The sequence below is a fragment of the Clostridium beijerinckii genome (assembly GCF_036699995.1).
GTDB lineage: Bacteria > Bacillota > Clostridia > Clostridiales > Clostridiaceae > Clostridium > Clostridium helianthi.
The window spans coordinates 3,078,635-3,097,049 of record NZ_CP144906.1 but is presented as its reverse complement, the minus strand read 5'-3'; the positions used below and the strand labels follow the sequence as shown (position 1 = coordinate 3,097,049).

General features: G+C 28.7%; 15 protein-coding genes. 8 read left to right on the top strand and 7 right to left on the bottom strand.

The features are described from left to right. Positions 1 to 29: 29 nt before the first annotated feature. Positions 30 to 779, bottom strand: a complete 750-nt coding sequence (locus PZA12_RS14310; RefSeq protein ID WP_078115363.1) for an MBL fold metallo-hydrolase — start codon at positions 777 to 779, stop codon at positions 30 to 32. A 321-nt stretch (positions 780 to 1,100) separates the two neighbouring features. Between PZA12_RS14310 and PZA12_RS14305 the strand changes: the two genes are divergently transcribed. Further along, a complete protein-coding gene (locus PZA12_RS14305) occupies positions 1,101 to 1,775 on the top strand; it encodes an NAD(P)/FAD-dependent oxidoreductase (protein WP_012058982.1) in 675 nt (224 codons plus the stop codon). A gap of 104 nt (positions 1,776 to 1,879) precedes the next feature. Here the strand turns inward: PZA12_RS14305 and PZA12_RS14300 are convergent, their stop codons facing one another. Next, positions 1,880 to 2,284 carry a (deoxy)nucleoside triphosphate pyrophosphohydrolase gene (locus PZA12_RS14300; protein ID WP_078115364.1) on the bottom strand — a complete coding sequence of 135 codons (405 nt, stop codon included), beginning with the start codon at positions 2,282 to 2,284 and terminating at the stop codon, positions 1,880 to 1,882. 621 nt (positions 2,285 to 2,905) lie between these two features. Here PZA12_RS14300 and PZA12_RS14295 point away from each other — a divergent pair. Both PZA12_RS14295 and PZA12_RS14290 read left to right on the top strand, forming a co-directional pair. Then, a complete protein-coding gene (locus PZA12_RS14295) occupies positions 2,906 to 3,763 on the top strand; it encodes an Rpn family recombination-promoting nuclease/putative transposase (RefSeq protein WP_242964366.1) in 858 nt (285 codons plus the stop codon). Positions 3,764 to 3,813: 50 nt separating this feature from the next. Then, positions 3,814 to 4,605, top strand: a complete 792-nt coding sequence (locus PZA12_RS14290) for a leucine-rich repeat domain-containing protein (protein WP_078115365.1) — start codon at positions 3,814 to 3,816, stop codon at positions 4,603 to 4,605. A 205-nt stretch (positions 4,606 to 4,810) separates the two neighbouring features. Here PZA12_RS14290 and PZA12_RS14285 read toward each other — a convergent pair whose 3' ends face one another. The 3 genes from PZA12_RS14285 to PZA12_RS14275 all read right to left on the bottom strand — a co-directional run bounded on the left by PZA12_RS14285 (position 4,811) and on the right by PZA12_RS14275 (position 9,335). Continuing rightward, complete coding sequence (locus PZA12_RS14285) at positions 4,811 to 6,484, bottom strand: MFS transporter (protein WP_078115366.1); 1,674 nt, start codon at positions 6,482 to 6,484, stop codon at positions 4,811 to 4,813. Between the two features lie 282 nt (positions 6,485 to 6,766). After that, positions 6,767 to 7,294 (bottom strand): PadR family transcriptional regulator, encoded by a 528-nt coding sequence (locus PZA12_RS14280; RefSeq protein WP_078115367.1) that lies wholly within the window; start codon positions 7,292 to 7,294, stop codon positions 6,767 to 6,769. A 607-nt stretch (positions 7,295 to 7,901) separates the two neighbouring features. Continuing rightward, complete coding sequence (locus tag PZA12_RS14275; protein WP_168983577.1) at positions 7,902 to 9,335, bottom strand: DDE-type integrase/transposase/recombinase; 1,434 nt, start codon at positions 9,333 to 9,335, stop codon at positions 7,902 to 7,904. Between the two features lie 173 nt (positions 9,336 to 9,508). Here PZA12_RS14275 and PZA12_RS14270 point away from each other — a divergent pair, with 173 nt between their 5' ends. Beyond that, complete coding sequence (locus PZA12_RS14270; protein WP_078115368.1) at positions 9,509 to 10,600, top strand: leucine-rich repeat domain-containing protein; 1,092 nt, start codon at positions 9,509 to 9,511, stop codon at positions 10,598 to 10,600. Positions 10,601 to 10,816: 216 nt separating this feature from the next. On the opposite strand, the gene PZA12_RS14265 is transcribed toward PZA12_RS14270, so the two are convergent. Further along, on the bottom strand, positions 10,817 to 11,746 hold the full coding sequence (locus PZA12_RS14265; RefSeq protein WP_078115369.1) for a metallophosphoesterase: 930 nt from the start codon (positions 11,744 to 11,746) through the stop codon (positions 10,817 to 10,819). Between the two features lie 103 nt (positions 11,747 to 11,849). Continuing rightward, positions 11,850 to 13,589 carry an ABC-F family ATP-binding cassette domain-containing protein gene (locus tag PZA12_RS14260; RefSeq protein ID WP_078115370.1) on the bottom strand — a complete coding sequence of 580 codons (1,740 nt, stop codon included), beginning with the start codon at positions 13,587 to 13,589 and terminating at the stop codon, positions 11,850 to 11,852. Positions 13,590 to 14,032: 443 nt separating this feature from the next. Between PZA12_RS14260 and PZA12_RS14255 the strand changes: the two genes are divergently transcribed. The 4 genes from PZA12_RS14255 (at position 14,033) to PZA12_RS14240 (ending at position 18,413) form a co-directional block, all read left to right on the top strand. Continuing rightward, the gene (locus tag PZA12_RS14255; RefSeq protein WP_078115371.1) at positions 14,033 to 15,190 is read left to right on the top strand and encodes an AAA family ATPase; all 1,158 of its coding nucleotides are present in this window, start codon (positions 14,033 to 14,035) and stop codon (positions 15,188 to 15,190) included. Then, positions 15,177 to 15,782: a retron system putative HNH endonuclease gene (locus PZA12_RS14250; RefSeq protein ID WP_171983627.1), complete on the top strand. Its 606-nt coding sequence runs from the start codon at positions 15,177 to 15,179 to the stop codon at positions 15,780 to 15,782. Before PZA12_RS14255 ends, PZA12_RS14250 begins: the two co-directional genes overlap by 14 nt. A gap of 448 nt (positions 15,783 to 16,230) precedes the next feature. After that, positions 16,231 to 16,767 (top strand): DUF6155 family protein, encoded by a 537-nt coding sequence (locus PZA12_RS14245; protein WP_173713780.1) that lies wholly within the window; start codon positions 16,231 to 16,233, stop codon positions 16,765 to 16,767. 158 nt (positions 16,768 to 16,925) lie between these two features. Continuing rightward, complete coding sequence (locus PZA12_RS14240; protein WP_078115373.1) at positions 16,926 to 18,413, top strand: TIGR02677 family protein; 1,488 nt, start codon at positions 16,926 to 16,928, stop codon at positions 18,411 to 18,413. Positions 18,414 to 18,415 lie beyond the last annotated feature (2 nt).

The window sequence follows — 18,415 nt, the reverse complement described above, 5'->3', positions numbered from 1 at the left end:
TTATTCAATCCTTTCAATTTTACGATTTATTACAATTTCATTATAGTGTTATTTTTAAGGGAAGTTACACCTTCTGGAGTATGAGTTGATAAATAAACTGTATCATTTTCTTTTATAAAAGTTCTGACTTTATTTAATGTTTCAATTGCTTGTCCTTTATCTTCAAAGACAACAGATAATTGGTTTTGCCTTAAAGCTTCGTCTGTGTAAGTAACATCACCATGAATCATGTAGTGAATACCGTTATCATAAACAACAATTAATGAATTTCCAGTAGTATGTCCATAAGCTGGCAACATATAAATATTTTCACTTATAATTTGGCTTTTATCAAAGTTTTTATACTGCCCATCAGTAAAATTAACTTCAACTAAATTGTCGCCTGCAATATTCATAGCCTCAAGCTCTATTTTTGATATATAAATCTTTGCATGATCAAACATTCTAAGTTCACCAGCATGATCTGGATGTTTATGAGTTAAAACGACTTTGCTAACATCTTCTGGAGTATAACCTACATTTTTTAGTGCTTCCTTAAAATTAGCAATTTTTTCACCCATATATAAGGCTTGATCAGGTTTGTCTTCAAAATCAGGAGTCTCAACTGGTAAACCTGTGTCTACTAGAATAACCTCTTTTCCAGTATCTATTAAATAATTTTGCAGGCTTGCAGGGTAATCTTTGTTTATATTAATTTTTTCTTTTTCAAGTGATCCTCCAAATGCAAAGGATTCTTTCATTCTTCCATTTTTATAAAATTCCAATGCTAAAATTTTCATAATCTTTTCCTCCACTATTATTAATCTTTATACGACATTCAATATGAATAGATTATATTGTGTAAAATTAAATTTGTCAATCGGTATTTTAACTTAAAATATTTTAAAACACGAACTTAAGCTACATAAATATTGGCATCTTAAGGAATAGGAGTTAATCTAAATATATGCCATATATTATATATTCTTTATATGTTCAGAATATTTCGAATATCATGTTTTCGCTAGAGGTTGGATTATAAATATGATACAATAACTAATAGAAATTATTATATAACATTAATACTTTATTTTGAGAATTAGAATTAGGAGAGATACGCGATGAAAACTGATTTATTAGAAAAAGGGGCAATATTGCAAAGGGATAAGGAAACATATGCAATTGCTCCACATTTAACTGCTGGACTTGTAACTCCAGAGATTTTAAGAAATATTGCAGATGTAGCTGAAAAATATAATGCAGCAGCTATTAAAGTTACAGGAGCTCAAAGAATTGCATTAGTTGGATTAAAAGAAGAAGATTTAGATAATGCTTGGGATGATCTAGGGATGGACCCAGGTGCAGCAGTAGGTCTATGTGTAAGAAGTATAAAAGTATGTCCAGGGACTACTTTTTGTAAAAGAGGTCTTCAAAATTCAGTAGCAGTTGGTTCAAAATTGGACAGCTTATATCATGGAAAAGAATTACCTAATAAATTAAAAATGGGAGTAAGTGGTTGCCCTCATAGCTGTGCAGATAGTGCATTTAAAGATATAGGATTAATAGGAAGCGGAAAAGGATGGATGTTCTATGTTGGCGGAAAAGGTGGAGCTAGACCAAGAATAGCAGATAGAATAGCACTTTCTGTATCAGAAGAAAAGGTATATGATTTAATAGAAAAAGTTATTGAAGTATATAGAGAAAATGCAACTAACAGAGAAAGATTAGGAGATTACATAGATAGAGTAGGATTAGATGAGTTCAAAGAACAAATAAATCTTAATAGTTATCTATAAAGTGAAAATTTTAATACATGGTTTTATCTGAATAGAAAATTTTCAAATTAATGAACAAATCAATTAGTTTAAATTTAATATATCTAATAGTGTAAAAAATCATGCTAAATAATGGCATGATTTTTTATTATTTCAAGCACAGCAGGAATATCTGCAGGAGCCCACTTCAAAGAAAGCAGGCTTTCTGGTTTCAGCCATAATAAAGCTGCATGTTCATTAGATTTAGGATAGCTATTTACTAATTCGCAGTTAGTAGTTATCAAATTTACAATAAAATCATCATATTCATGTCTATTTTCATTATGTATATTAATATATCGCACTTTACAATTTAATTCTTCAAAAATTTCTCTTTCAATAGCTTCTTTTGGAGTTTCGTTAGCTTCTATTTTACCACCTGGGAACTCCCAAAGATTTGGCGATTTCATAGTAGGAGAGCGTAAAGCACATAATATTTCTCCGCTATCATTTTTTATAATTGCAGCTACAACATTAATAGTTTTTTTCATCATAACACCTCAAAAAATATTTTATAGTATATGGATTGTATTTTCAAATAAACTTATAAAATTTAAACCCTTTTTTAAATAAACCTTTTTAACAATAAGAATTTTTTCAAAGTTTTCATTGTATATTTTTAAAAGGGAACAAAGGTTTAAATAAAACTTTTTACCTTTTTAAAAAGTTAAGAAGGTAAAAATGAAAAAAGTTAACTATGTTGCAGAAAATATAATGGCTGAGACGTATCAAAAGGTTTTGAAGAAACAAATATTATGAAATATAATATGATATTAAAAAACTAAGAATTTTATTATGAAGATTCACAGTTTTATTAATATAAGGCATTAAGTTCTAAATTAGCATCAATAACATAATATCTTAGATATTATAATTATCCCCAATATAATAATTAGAGCAAATATCACTGTGAATTAACAATTCTTATATTGAAATTACAGTGATTCTTATTATAATTCATATATAAATTGAAATTTAATTGTATGTGTTAGCTAGCTCAAGAAATGGGGCGGGATTTCCAAAGCCAGAAGCTATTGAAACTAAATGTTTAATTAGTTATAATGTTGTTAATAATCAAAACAAAAGATGATGAATAAGGTAAGGTTAATAAGATGGATAAGACATTAAAGGAATTAAATCTTGAAGATGATTTCCTTTTTGCAAAGGTTATGAGTGATAAAGAAATTTGCAAAGAATTATTAGAAAAGATTTTAGAAATTGAAATAGAAAAAGTCGAACTAGTTGAAGAGCAAAAAACCATAGATTTATTGCTAGAGAGCAAGGGGATTAGACTTGATGTTTATGTTAAAGATGAAAATAATACAATTTATAATGTAGAGATGCAACGAGGAAAACATAAAAATTTGCCTAAAAGACTAAGATATTATCAAGGAAGTATAGATTTAGACTTGATAAGTAAGGGTGAAGATTATAGGAAACTTGCAAAGAGCTACATAATATTTATTTGTACATTTGATTTGTTTAATAAAGGTCGTCATAAATATACTTTTCAAAATGTATGCTTAGAAGATAGTGATATAATCTTAAATGATCAAGCACAAAAAATACTATTAAATACTAAAGGAATCATGAAAGACTTAAGTTATGAGTTGCTGGAATTTCTTGATTATATAGAAGATTCAACAGAAGATAGAGTAAAGCATGCTAAAGGAAACCTTGTTAAAAATATACATAAAAGAGTTAATGAAGTTAAAAATGATATTTCGGTGGAGGTGGAGTTCATGACTTTATTGGAAAGAGATAGAGAGAAAATTGAAGAAGGAAAAATAGAAGGGAAAATGGAAGGATTAAAAGAAACTATTTTAGATAATTTAAAAGAACTAGGGAATGTGCCACAAAATTTAGTTGAGTGTATAAATGAACAAAATAATATAGATATATTAAAGAGATGGACTAAAATTGCAATTATTTCTAAAGATTTTGATGAATTCCAAGAAAAGATAAAATAATTCTATTAACAAAAGTAATAGCTAGTGCTTTGGTAGTAGCTTCAGTATTAATGCTAAATCCAATAGGTGCAAATGCAGAATGGAAACATAATTTAGCAGGATGGTGGTATGCAGAAGGAGATTCATGGGCCACAGGCTGGAGTGAAATTGATGGAAAATGGTATCACTTTAATTCAAGAGGTTATATGGAACATGATAAAACCATTGATGGATACTATTTAGATAGTAGTGGAGCATGGAAAGAAGTGATGACAACAAGTGAAAATTTGAAATTTGATAAATCAACTGGAACAATAGTAGGATATAGCGGAGTTAACACGGTTGTAAATATACCTAGTGAAATTGATGGTGTTTCAGTTACAAGTATAGGAAGAGGAGCATTTTCTACTGATAATAGCTCAGCTAAAATAGAGAGTGTAACAATACCAAATAGTGTGACAAGTATAGGAGAAAGCGCTTTTGAATGGGACAGCAATTTAAAAGCAATTAGTATACCTGAAAGTGTAAAAAAAATAGAGAAAGCAACATTTAATGGTTGTATTAAGTTAACTAGTGTGACAATGCCTAATGGTCTAACAAGTATCGGGCAAGGGGCTTTTTCAGGCTGTGGAAACTTAACTAATATAATAATACCAGATAATGTAACATATATAGATAATGTAGCTTTTGCCGGTTGCCATAGTTTAAGATCTATAGATATACCTAAAAGTGTGAAAAGAATTGTAGGGGGTGCATTTGAAAATTGTGATAAACTAACATCAATGAATATACATAGTAGTACTGTTATAGGACAATATGTATTCGATGGGACCCCTAATGTAAAAATCACAATTGTAAATTAGAAAAATAAAAGAACATTCTAAATGATAAATTTCATATTGGAAATGTATTCATGTTATATTTACAAATAAAAAGAGAGTAGCTTTTTTGAGAAAATTAAAAGTAAGTTAATAGTGTCTATAAATCAAAACTTTTTGAAAAAATATTGGCTATTATAATAAAAATGTGTTGCGATTATTACGCAACGCATTTTTATTATTAGTTTATTTATGCATTATTTATGTTTTCAACAAGCCTCTTATTTTTCATATCACGACTTCTCTTTTTATCGCTGAATAATGCAAACAATATGCCTGGCAAGAGAATTATAGCGCTCACTTTAAATGTAAAACTAAAAGCTTTAACAGTATAAGTCAAAAAGGTATCTTGGATATTAGATACTATTTTTTTTGTTTCTTTCTTTTGATTCTCAAAACTTTCTTTAATTTTATCTTCATCCATAGCTTGAGCAGAGGTTAACACAGTAGCTTCTTTTTCAGCAATTGTATTTAATATTTCTGAAAGACTAACGTTTTTATTAATACCTGTTTTGATAGAAGTAATCATCTGTTGCTTTGTTTCATCATCAAATACAGTGTCATTCTGTATTGTTTGAATAGCAGAGTCTTTAGCATCATACATCTGGGTAGTCATATTTGATGTAAATATAGTCAAAAATAAGGCAACTCCAAGTACAGTTCCAAGTGTTCTTGTCATATTATTTATTCCAGAAGCTATTCCTATTTTGTCTAAAGGAACGTTAGCCATTACAGAACCTATTAGTGTTGCCATACTTAATCCCGTACCAGAACCAGCAACAATTAATCTTAAAATAAAATCTATATTTGAAGAATTTTGAGTAAGAGAACTATTTAAGTAGCAAGAAATACAAAGTAAAAGAATGCCCAATGCACTAGTTAATCTACTGCCTAATTTTTTTGTCAAAACAGTAGCTAATATTGAAAAAATCATTGAAGTTAAGGACATAGTTGAAATAATAAGTCCTGCTGAAAGCTGATTTAATCCTTTAATCTGAATTAGGAAAAAAGATAGTAAGTAGGTACCAGACATCATACCAAGACCGAGTAAAAATAGCGTAATTGATCCGTTTGTAAATGGTATAGATTTAAATAAACTAAGAGGAACCATGGGCTCTTTAACTTTTAGTTCAATAATGACAAATAGTATAAAGGCTATAGCAGAAATTGCAAAGAAGGAAAGGATGAAGCTTGAAGTCCAACCTTTTTCATTAGCTTTCATTAATGCGAAAGTTAAGCAGAACATAGCAATTGAGATTGTTATAATTCCAAAAAAGTCTATGTTTTTGCTTGCGGTTGGGTCATAAGATTCCTTTATGAATTTTATAGTCAATATTATGCATATACAACCTATAGGTATATTAATAAAGAAAATATATCTCCAATTAAAAAATTGAGTTACTATACCCCCAATAGATGGTCCACTTGCAGCAGCAAGACCTGCAAAAGCTCCCCAAAGTGCCATAATAGTTTTTCTCATTTCTGGTGGAAATATTTCGGCAGAAAGAGGCGCTGCGACAGGTACAACAAAAGCTGCGGCTAGCCCTTGAAGTGTTCTAAATAATATAATTGCTTGAAGGGAATTTGAAATACCGCATAGAAATGAAGATATAGTAAATAGAAATACTCCTGAAATAAACATTTTTTTTCTGCCAAATTGATCTGCAAGTCTTGAAGCAGTTACTAGAATAACTGCAGTAGCTAGATTATAGGCATTTACTACCCAAGAAATATGATCTATAGTGGTATTAAAGTATTCAGTCATTCTAGGCAAAGTGATATTTACGACAGTTGTATCTAACAATGCCATAAAAAATCCTAAGATAATAGCTACAAAAGAAATGTATTGATGTTTTTTGTTCATAAGACAAACCTCCTAAATAGTAATAAAAACATTTTTATATTAGTATATAATAAACTACTATAAAGTATAGTAGTGACGCGAAAAAATTGTCTCACAATATTGAGATTTAGGCACTAGAAAGAAAATAACAAGTAAAAGATGATACATATATTTTGTGTAACATAAAGAAGTAATCTTAGATCATATTTGACTATTAACTAATACTACTGATTTAGTATGATGCAAAATAATAGTATGATACCTTGTTATTTTTGACAGTGACTTATTGGAGACATTAAATTATTAATTGTAATAATCAAAAACTTTTTCAGACCATTTTTGTAAAACATTGTAGAATTCGTTATATAAATCTAATATAAGAAATTCAGAACCAATTTTATCCTTGTGCTGTTTCGTGTCATTATAAATTGACTCTGCAAAAGCTCTACGTTCTTCTGCCTTGTCTTTGAAGTTTTTAAGGTATTCTTTTCTTTTTTCTTCTGGTAAGTTCTCTATATTAGCTAAAAATGCATTAAACTCTAAATAAACATTTCCTATATTTTTTGAACTTTCCTCCATTAGTTCATTGAAATATAAATTTCCTTTTTCATTCAATGAATATAATGTTTTTTCTGGCATTTCACCTTCTTTAACAGTTCTTGAATTTAAATACCCATTATCACATAACTTAATTATATTTTTATAAATTGACGGGGTACTAATCTTTAACCACTTAGTAAGATTCCAGACTTCAAATTCCTTAACCATTTCATAGGCACTTTTCTCTTTGTTCTGCAAATATCCAAGTATTATTAAATTAATTGAAGACAATTTAATCACCACCATTTATTATACTACTATACAATATAGTAGTATAACCTATATTTGTCAAGATAAAATTTGGTGAAATTATTTTAAACTTGCTTGTAGCGCAAATTTAAAGGTCTATTGTATATGATTTAGTAGAAAAAGTTATTAGAAATATATAGGGGAAATGCACTTGACAAAGAAAGATTAGGTGATTACATAGACAGAGTATGATTAGAGGAGCTCAAAGAACAAATAAATCTTAAAGGAACAAAGGTTTAAATAAAACTGTTTACCATTTTAAAAAGTTAAGAAGAAAAAAATGAAAAAAATCAATGGTTAACAACATTATGGAATATCATTAATAATTATGTTAAAATACAATAAAATGGAATTTTGTTATTTTGCAAAGGTAGTGTAAAAAATATATGAAAAATCAATCCAACTACCATTTAATGTTAAATTATGTTTGCTAGTTGCCCTTGACACACCTAAAGATAAATGGTCTTAGGCAGTTAAGGACGGGTGAATGATAATTTTGAACATGACTAATAGACCCGCCTATTGAGATATTTTACCATTTATCTTTGTGGGCGTGTCAAGGGTGCGTTTCACCAACTGCTTTAGATCATTAGGCAGTTATTGTACAGTTATTTAGAACAAAGTCTTGAGATAGTTCAATAAATTTGCACCATCTAGTAGGCATGTTGGACATTGACTCTAACTCTTCAAGGATTACAGGAGTTTTGCCTTCAAGGGCAGAATGTGGTCTTAGAAAGTTAAAGTATGCCACAAACATAGTTACAAATGCAACCGACCCGTTAGGACTTCCGAAGCCAGTAGTAGCTCTATAATTGCCTTTAAAGGTTCGGTTAAGACGTTCAATAATTTGCTTCAATGGCCTATATTCTTTTGAAACTTCATCTTTATTGGTTAAGCCTATAACTTGAGTAACATCGAATTTTATACTATGGCTTGCAAAGAAGTGCTGTGCAAGAAGATATATAGGGTTACCATCAGTTATAAGATTAAGATCTTCAGGTATTTCTTTTAACTTACTTAGAACATCATCGATGGCTTTTACAGCCGTTTCGGTATCTCTATGTGGTGATACTCTGTAAGATAGAATAATCTTTTTAACAGCATCAAAAAAGAAGAAAATATAGTTCCACTTACCGTTAACTTTTATGTAGGTTTCATCGCCGCAGAAAGAGTCAGAAAGTTTATAATCGTAGTTATCTATAAATGGCTTAACTACAATTGAAACGGCATTAACATAGTTTAAAATTGCTTGATGAGATATTTTAATATCATGAATATCTTTAAGCAATGCAGCTGTCTTTCTGGAAGATAAACCGTAGTTAACGTAGTAAGTTAGAATGAGTCCTAAGGTGTAAGAAGAAATCATAATGTTTGGAAGAGAAACCTTTGATTTTACCGGACTTTCTTTAGAAAGTGGCTTAAAGTCAAAAGTGAAATCTCTAAATATGTATCTAACTTTGAACTTACCAGGATTCTTCTTAAAATCTTGTTTTTCAGATTTTGTCATTGATTTAAGATTATTTTGGTAAAAAGAGCAATTATCATTCTTACACTTATAAACGTAGAAATCCTTACGCGCCTTGATTCTTTCAAGTGTTTTACTGCAGTGAGGACATCTTAACACTATGGATTTCTGATAGTAATTTTTAGGATTGAATGTGGTATCACAGACTTTGCAAAGATATTGTCCTCGGCCTCCGTTATTATCGTAAAGATAGGTATGTGGAGCACCACACTTAGGACAGATAACATCCTTAGGAGCTAACGCTTTGTTTTTGCGAGGTTTCACAGGAGCAAATTCTTTGCCGTGCTTAAACTCATATTCAGCTATTAGAAGCTTATAGTTAAGTTTTTCGGGAACATCAAAGATTGGTTGATCATCTACTTGAAGCTTTCGGTATTCTTTCTTAACAGGTTCGTCCGAAATGCTTTTAAGCAAGTTTTTGCCAACCAGCAAAGTCATGAGATACTTTATAATTTCAATAAGATAAATTACAGTTTCAAGAAGAAACTTATTAATCATGGTAATAGCTTGCCTCCTTTTTTAGTTCAGTGTTTTTGTTTTGCAAGTATAAAATATCTTAACTTTTTGGGGGTGGCAAGTTATTTATATAAAAAATAAGAAAAATTAAAGGGTTGCTGCCTTAGTTAGATAAAAAACTTTGACAGTACCTTTGCAAAAAATAGGGGGATAATATGAAAAAATTAAAATTAACAAAAGTAATAGCTAGTGCTTTAGTGGTAGCTTCAGTATTAATGTTAAATCCAATAGGTGCAAGTGCAGAATGGAAGCAGAATAAAACAGGTTGGTGGTATGCAGAGGGAAATTCATGGGCCACAGGCTGGAGAGTAATTGATGGAAGTTTATATTATTTTGATACAAAAGGCTATATGTTAGGTAGTATGCCAAATGAGTTTAGGGATGAATATGGAATTAATAGTAGTGGTCAATTTGCAAACGTCACAATTGAAGGAGCATGGGCTTTTTGTAAACAAACTGGTGAAATAGTGGCCTATGTAGGTAAGGACAGCAATGTAGTAATTCCAGATAAAATTGATAACGTTGCAATAACAAGTATAGGGAACAAAGCATTTTATAGAAATAAGAATATAACAAATATAACTATTCCAAATAGTATAAAAAGCATAGAAAGATCAGCACTTGTTGGATGTACAGGTTTAACAAGCATAAACATTCCTGCTAGCGTAAAAAGTATAGGTGGATATGCATTAACGGGATGTACAAGCTTAAAAAATATATCTGTAGATATTAACAATATAACTTTTAAGAGCGTTGATGGAGTATTGTATAGCAAAGATGGAACTAAAATAGTAAATTATCCTGTTGGAAAAGTTGACGAAAAATACACAATTCCAGATGGTGTGACAGATATAGAGTGGAATGCATTTTCTGGAGGAGTAAATTTAAAAAGTATAGAAATACCTAGCACTGTAACAAGTATAGGAAGTAGTGCCTTTGATGGATGTAAGAATTTAAACAGTATAACTATTCCAGATGGAGTTACAGATATAGGAATTGGTACTTTTTATGGATGTACAAACTTAAGCAGTATAAAAATTCCTAATACTGTCATAACAATAGAGCATAGTGCATTTCAAAACTGCATTAACTTAACAAGCATAGTTCTTCCTGACAGTATAACTAAAATAGAAGAAGGGGCATTTAATGGATGTAAAAATACCTTGTTTAATGTAAAAAGTGAGTCAGTGAAACAGCTTTTAATTAAAGCTGGTGTAGATTATAATAAAATTGTAGGGAATTCCTAAGATTAAACAGTAAGTAGTAAATTAGTAATTTTATAAGCTGAGATTTTCCTATATATATTGCAAAAATAATTCTTAATCATAATTTTAAAAATATTGCAAGAATTTTAGACGCAATTGTGAATTAGGAAATGTGCATCGTGAATCGCAATATATATATTTAGAAAGTCTCAGCTTTAATAAATAATATTTCTTAGAAGAATTTGCTGATATTATAGCTTATTTCATATTTGTTTTGTTATTTCTTAGGTCAAATTTTTCAATTTGCTCTGGACCTCTTAATATTTTTCTTTTTATATGAAGAATACCCTCTGAATCAGTTCTGATTCTCCATTCAATAAGCATTATTTTTCCATCTACTATTTCAATTCCTTGGATTCCACTTGCCCTAACACATGATCCATCATTGAAGTAAGGTAATTCCTTGACTTTTGGAAAGTGGGGCCTATGAGTATGTCCGCAGATGATCATAATTTTGTTCATTTTAATCCAATGACTATAAATACGCTCGATTTTATGAATCCTTTCAGAACTCTTTACGGGGCTTGCAGGATTTATGAATCCTATTGAGTGAAGAAATTTCCAAAAATATCTTACTGTAAGCATATTAAAACGCCACAAATTATCATTCATTCTGTCTCCTTGATGACCATGAACAGTTAGTATTTCCTGGCCTGTGTTTTTATGTTTAAATACCACTGCCTCATATGGTGTGATCCCAGGAAACAACTCTATTTCTTCTTCGTTATATTCATCATAGAATTTATAATAATTCTTTTCTACAAAATTGCTATATTTTAAGTGTACATTGTGATTACCATATAACATAATCAATCTATCAGAATCAAAGAACTTTTTTAGTAGAGCATATACTTCATCATGTGCAAGTCTTATATGTTTAAAGTTAGAATGTTCCCAAAGTTCATCTCCATCGCCAACTTCCACATAAGTATATCCATTATTAAAATAGAATTCTAATGCAAATAGAAAGATATTTTGGTTTTTTGCAAATTCATCAGAGGGTGTACCATCGCCTCTATGGCAATCACTGAAAAATATATATTTAGAGTTGTTATCAAAATATTCAATTTTAGCATTCTTATAAGCTTCTGTTAATCGCTTTTCAGCGAGCTTTTTTTCTGCTATCATAGTACACCTCTTTTATGATATTTAAAATTAATTTGATTATATGTAGTTAATCTGCCCTTTTAAAGAAGAATATATGTTAGTCAGATACCTTTTTTTATCATGCTTAAAGCAATTTAATCAATGCTTCCAACTCTTCAGATAAGGCTTTTGCACGTTCAAAATCTGTGTTTCTTAGTGATATGGCTATTTTCATTTCTAAATCTCTTTTCTTTTGTTCAATTTCTAAATAGTCTTTATCAAAGTATTTCGCATAAATCATCTTTCTAAATTTTCTCATATTCATTTTTCTGATTGTTTTATCTTCAATGAGTAAAACATAATCTACGCAATTAATTATGGAATAGTAATCATGAGATATCATTAAAATAGCACCATTGTATTTTTCTATGGCTTCTTCAAGAGCCATTTGTGAATATATATCTAAATGGCTTGTTGGCTCATCTAAAAGCAGCATATTTGCTTTGCTTGCAGAAATTTTAGCTAATTGAAGTATATTCTTTTCGCCACCAGATAAATCTTTTATTTTTTGGTTGATTCTCTCTTCTTCAAAATCATAGTTTGAAATGTAATTTTCAACATCATCATAAGTTTTAAATCCTGCGTCTAGGAATTCTTCAAGTATTGTATTAGACTCATTTAATATTTCGCCTTGAAGCTGTGATAAATATGCAACTTCAATTTCAGAATCTATTTCAATAGCAGGGTTGTCATTCTTAAATATGTCTCTAAGCAAAGTGGTTTTTCCTGTACCATTTAAACCAACAATAGCTACTTTATCATTAGATTTAATCTCAAAATTAACATTTTCTAAAAGTATCTCATCAAAGCCAGCACTATAATTGTTAACTTTTAGAGCAACTTTTTCTTCAACTTGATTTTTAGTAGTTAAACGTATATAAGGCTGCTTAATTTCAACAAAAGGTCTTTTTATTCTACGAGATTCTAATCTTTCTAGGAATTTCATTTTACCTTTTAGATACCTTCCAGCAGCAGTTTCGCCTGTAACTTCAGCTCTATCTCTCAGTCTCTTGATTATGCGTTCGTTTCTCTCAATTTCTTCATCATCAGCAACAGACAGTTCTTGAAGTTCAATTTTAGTTTGAAGTAATGTAAAGTTATAGTCTATATAGCTTCCATCAAACTCTTGGAGTTCATGATTTTCTAGATGAATAATTTTATTAAAACAATTATTCAATAGATATCTATTGTGAGTAATAACTAACATCATTCCCTTATGAGAATTTATTAAGTTTTTAAGAGAATTAAGATTTTCAAAGTCCAAAAATACATCAGGTTCATCCATAATCATTAAGTCTGGACTATTAAGCATTTCCCTAATTACTTGGATAAGCTTAAACTCTCCACCACTTAAATCTGATATCTTTGAATCTTTAAGCTTACTTAGATTTGCAAGATTTAATTTCTTACTAAGAGTACTTTCAAAATCATCTCCACCAATTACATCAAGAGCATCTAAAGCTTCCTGATATTTTTCTAGTAGGGCATCAATATCAGTAGAGGTTTCCATTAAGCTACAAATAGAAGTTATCTCATTTTGCAGTTTAATATAATCTTCACATAGATATTCGAAAACTGTTGTTTCTTTTGTGTTATCTACCTCACAGAACTGACTCACATAACCAATCCTGCAATTTGGATCAATCTCTAGAGTACCATCAAACATATAGTTCTCAGGATCCATGATTATATCTATTAGTGTACTTTTTCCACTACCACTAGAACCTATAAAAGCACAATGCTGATCATTTTCTAAAGTAAATGAAATATTATGATATAGATCCTTATTTGGAAATGAGTACGACAAGTTATCAATTTTTATCATTTTATTACCTCGTTTTTCATATGATTAAATTTTATAATTATTTATATTATGTTATATTTAGTGCAATTTTACACTTGATTGTATCATAGATTCAGAAGTTTATAAACATTTGTGGAAGATATATTGTATGACTTAAGAAGTGGATTATGTTTTAATCTATGTAGCTTTACTCTAATGAAGGAAAACTTCAAAGTTGGGCGAGTATTGAAACACTGTCTTTATTTAGCTATAATATTGTTAGTATCAAAGCAAAATATAAACTAATTTGCATGAAAGAAAATATTTAGTGTTTTTTTAGAATGTTTATTATGATGAATATAAAAAATAAAATTTGAGGAATTAAATGAAGTTAAATAATTCCAAATAAGTGGGAGACCTAAGGGGAAATGTTAGATAGTAACATCATATGAAAAACAACTTGAAGATAAGAGAGGTGATATAAGATGAAGTTAGAAAAAATAAAATTTAATAATCATGAAATATTTAATGATTTAGAGATAGATTTTAAAGATAATAATGAAAAAATATTAGATACAATTGTTATTATCGGTGAAAATGGTTCGGGAAAGACTACTTTATTAAAGTGCATTTATGATTCATTTGAAATAGATGAATGTGATTATGAAGAAGTGGAAGATAATAAAGTGGAGCTGACTCCTGCATTATATACAGCAACTGTGAAGTTAGAGAAGAATGAAATTGGCATGTTAAGTCCAGAGATTGCTTATGCATTAGGGGATAGCTCTACTGATCCTAAAGTTGTATATATGCCAACAGAAATAAATTTTGAAAAGATTAATAAGGTGGACAATACGTTGAATTTTACACCACATTTTCAAAATATAGTAGATCAAAATATGACTCAAAATGTGCCATCATTTATAGCTACAAAGATTAATAAAGAAATATTTAAAAACAGAAATAAAACTATAGGTCAAGTTATAGATAAAGTTTGTGATGATATAAATAGTATATTTTCTATTATGAATTTAGATATTAAGTTGGTAGGGTTATCTGAAACAAGTGAGACAAAACCTATGTTTAGAAATAGCTTAGGCAAAGAATTTGATATTACTGGTTTGTCATCAGGTGAAAAGCAATTGTTCTTAAGAGCATTGTCGCTTAAGTTTTTAGAAGTAAATAATTCAATAATATTAATTGATGAACCAGAAATATCACTTCATCCAGAATGGCAAAGAAAGATAATCGATGTATATAAGAGCATTGGACATAATAATCAGTTGATTATAGCAACTCACTCACCTCATGTAATTGGGAATATAACATCTAATGAGTTAAGAGTAATGGCAAAAGATGAAGATGGAATTAAGTTAGTTGATAATGATAAATTAAGTGAAACTTATGGAAAAAGCATAGGTGATATCTTAAGTACAACTATGAAATTAGATAGTTTAAGAAATGAAGATATAACTGATAAATTAAACAAAGTATATGATCTTTTAAATAGAAATTTATATGATACAGAAGAATTTAAAAATTTATTTAATTATCTAAGAACGTATTTAGGAGATCTAGATAAAGATATTATGAGAATAAGATTGGATGTATCAGTTAGGAACAAAAAAAATGCTAAAGGTTAATAAAGAACAAGAACCTGACTTTTTATTAGATTATAAGAAAAAACATACTCCTAAATCGTGGAAAGATTATAATAAGGACGATATTAGAAACAAAATTAAGGTAAATATATTACTTGTTGAGCAGGAAGAATATTGTCCTTATTGTGAAAAAAGAATATATACAAATGATGACGGTCACATAGAACATATAAAACCAAGAGATTTCTACCCTAAAGAATTTCAGGATTATAATAATATTTTGGTTTCTTGTAATGAAAAGAATAGCTGTGGAATTTATAAAAAGAATAATTATGATGATAAATTTATAAATCCAGTTATAGATAATCCTAATGATTATTTTTATTATAGTATTGCAAGTGGTGAGATAATACCTAAAAGTAATGATAAAAATAGTAATGAATATTTAAGAGCAAATTATACAATAGATATTCTAAACTTAAATAGCTATGAACTAAAAGAAGCTAGAAAGGCTTTAATTGATGCGTTAGAAGTTTATAGAGAAAATTATGAAGAGTATAGTGAGTATATACAATACTTTTTAGATGATGGTCATAATTTTCCAAGCTTGATTAAGTTGTTTATGGAATTATAAATAGATTTATCAGCTGCTTTTTTATGGAACATTGTTTTAAATAAAACTTTTTAAGAATTTAAAAAGTTAACAATTTAAGAAGGTAAAAATAAAAAAAGTTAACAATTTATAAGAATCATAAGAGGGAAGCATATTAAATGGCTTTGAAGATACAAATAGTATGAAGCTTGATATTGTTAAATAATTTTTATAAAAGCTGAGATTTGTACCATTGGGAAAATCTCAGCTTTTATATAGATATAGTGCAAAAATAATTCTTCATCATAATTCTAAAAATATTGCAAGAATTTTAGTCGTAATTGTGAATTCTGAAATTCAACATGAATGATACACAAAATCATTGATTCAAAGGATTGACGTATTTATGTTATACTGAAATATAAAATATGGGATAATATAATTGTTAATAATATAAATTATAGTTAATGAAGGAGAGGTATCATAATACGTGAATAATTTGAAAATAACTGATTTAAAAAAGTACTTAAGAAATAGGAATGATGATGAGTTGATAAATGAGATTATTGAATTAGTAAAACTATATCCGAGTGTTAAGGAATATTATAAAGCTAAGTTATTACCGCAATCTGAATTAGAAATTTTCGAAAAATATAAAAATATTATAAAAAATGAGTTTTTTCCAGATAGAGGTTTTGGGAAATTAAGATACTCAAAGGTTAATGAGGCCATACGTGAATATAAAAAATTAACTTCAAACTCGGAATTAATTGCTAAGCTAATGTTTTATTACACTGAAATCGGTATAAAATTTACAAGGGAATATGGGGATATAGATGAAAAATTTTACATTAATATTGAAAAGTCATATATAAATGTATTAGATTATGTACAAAAATGCGATTTACAAGAAATATTTGCAGAACAGGCTCATGAAGCAAAAGTGAAAGCAGCAGGAATAGGATGGGGTTTTGGAGATAATATGTCAGATATTTATTATGAGTATTATTATGATGATATTAATTAGAAATATTAATAAAGTAAAAGATGTAGATTTACTAGTCATAGTTATGAAAGTTTCTTGATGCTAGAAAACTGTTAGAATAATTTTATAAAATTATAATGCCATTATAAGGAACTATAAAAGGTGCTAAAGTAATAATTAAGAGAGAAGGGGAAAATCTCATGGAGATAAGTTCAAAAACGCAAAAGAAGGTTATGGAAGCTTCATATCTTACAGCTGATAATGCACATAGATATAGAGTGATTTTAAGAATAGCATATAGTCAATATGAGAAGATGAAATTATGGCTTTATAAAGAAGATATTTATACACTGATTAAGGAAATTCAAGACTTTGATGATTATAGCTTAGATAATTTAAAGCAGGATTTAGATTCTTTGGAACTTTGGGGAAACTTTTTGACAATTCAAGATACAGGAAGAGCTAAGAATTTAGAAGAATTTAAAAATAGAAAGTTTAAATATCAGATTTCACCATATACCATTGAACTTGAGAGAACTCTTATTAAGCTTGAAGGTGCTGATGAAATATCAAGAGGTTCATTAGAAATCTCTTTAATTGAGAGATTTAAAGATACTCTTAAACAAATAAATAATCTTGCATTAGTAGAGGAGCAAGACATTTATTCATGGTGGAATACTTTAAATAGTGATTTTAAAACTTTAAATGAAAATTATCAGGATTATATAAGTATGTTTTATTCCCCTAAAACAGATCAGATGCTAAAGACTACAGAATTTTTATTATTTAAGGAAAATTTTATCCGATATATTAGAAACTTTATCAAGGGAATACAGATGCATGTGCCTGAAATAATGCTGATTTTTCAAAATATTAATGATGATTTAGTAAAGCAGCTTATAAAGAAATTAATTGAATACGAGAAGAACAATATTTCTTTAGATAAAAATTATAATATAGAAGAAAAATTTGATTTAAATTATGAAAGATACATAAATATAAAGCAATGGTTCATAGGTGATGGAAAGAATATTTCTATGATAGATAGTCTTCTTAATAATACAAATGAAATAGTCAGAAAAATCACTAGGTATGCACTTCAAATTATTGACATGAAAACCTCTGGTGGAAGCAGAAAAGAGGAGTATAAGACTTTAGTTAACATATTTAATAACTGTGAGGATATTGAAGAGGCACATAAGCTGTCATCTGTTGTATTTGGGGTTATTTCATCAAGGCATATAGTATGTGAAAGTGATCGTGAAACTGAAAGTATAAACAGCAGCATCTTTGAAGAAAAACCTACAATAGTAACAGTAAAGCCAAGTAATAGATATAGAGAAAAAACTGCAAGCAGGGTATATGTTAAAGATAAAACTAAAGAAAAGAAAGAAAAAGCAGCTGAGGTAATTAGGCAAAGGGAAAAAGAAAGGCAGATTCTTGAAAGTAGAATAAAAAACAATAAATTATCTTTTAAGGATTTAGATGGTATAACAAGAGAGGAAAGGACAGTATTTTTAAGATGGCTGTCTTTAGGTTTAAATAGAAAAAATAATGAATGGGTTAAAAATGAATTTGGAAAGTTTTATAAGGTTGAAAATTTAGACAAAAATGAAACCATACTTATAAAATGCAAAGATGGTGATTTAACTATGCCTGCATATGAACTTATTTTCAAGGAGGAATAATT

Coding starts and splice junctions, on each gene's coding strand:
- PZA12_RS14310 (WP_078115363.1), bottom strand. CDS start 779: ATGAAAATTTTAGCATTGGAATTTTATAAAAATGGAAGAATGAAAGAA.
- PZA12_RS14305 (WP_012058982.1), top strand. CDS start 1,101: ATGAAAACTGATTTATTAGAAAAAGGGGCAATATTGCAAAGGGATAAG.
- PZA12_RS14300 (WP_078115364.1), bottom strand. CDS start 2,284: ATGAAAAAAACTATTAATGTTGTAGCTGCAATTATAAAAAATGATAGC.
- PZA12_RS14295 (WP_242964366.1), top strand. CDS start 2,906: ATGGATAAGACATTAAAGGAATTAAATCTTGAAGATGATTTCCTTTTT.
- PZA12_RS14290 (WP_078115365.1), top strand. CDS start 3,814: ATGCTAAATCCAATAGGTGCAAATGCAGAATGGAAACATAATTTAGCA.
- PZA12_RS14285 (WP_078115366.1), bottom strand. CDS start 6,484: ATGAACAAAAAACATCAATACATTTCTTTTGTAGCTATTATCTTAGGA.
- PZA12_RS14275 (WP_168983577.1), bottom strand. CDS start 9,335: ATGATTAATAAGTTTCTTCTTGAAACTGTAATTTATCTTATTGAAATT.
- PZA12_RS14270 (WP_078115368.1), top strand. CDS start 9,509: ATGAAAAAATTAAAATTAACAAAAGTAATAGCTAGTGCTTTAGTGGTA.
- PZA12_RS14265 (WP_078115369.1), bottom strand. CDS start 11,746: ATGATAGCAGAAAAAAAGCTCGCTGAAAAGCGATTAACAGAAGCTTAT.
- PZA12_RS14260 (WP_078115370.1), bottom strand. CDS start 13,589: ATGATAAAAATTGATAACTTGTCGTACTCATTTCCAAATAAGGATCTA.
- PZA12_RS14255 (WP_078115371.1), top strand. CDS start 14,033: ATGAAGTTAGAAAAAATAAAATTTAATAATCATGAAATATTTAATGAT.
- PZA12_RS14250 (WP_171983627.1), top strand. CDS start 15,177: ATGCTAAAGGTTAATAAAGAACAAGAACCTGACTTTTTATTAGATTAT.
- PZA12_RS14240 (WP_078115373.1), top strand. CDS start 16,926: ATGGAGATAAGTTCAAAAACGCAAAAGAAGGTTATGGAAGCTTCATAT.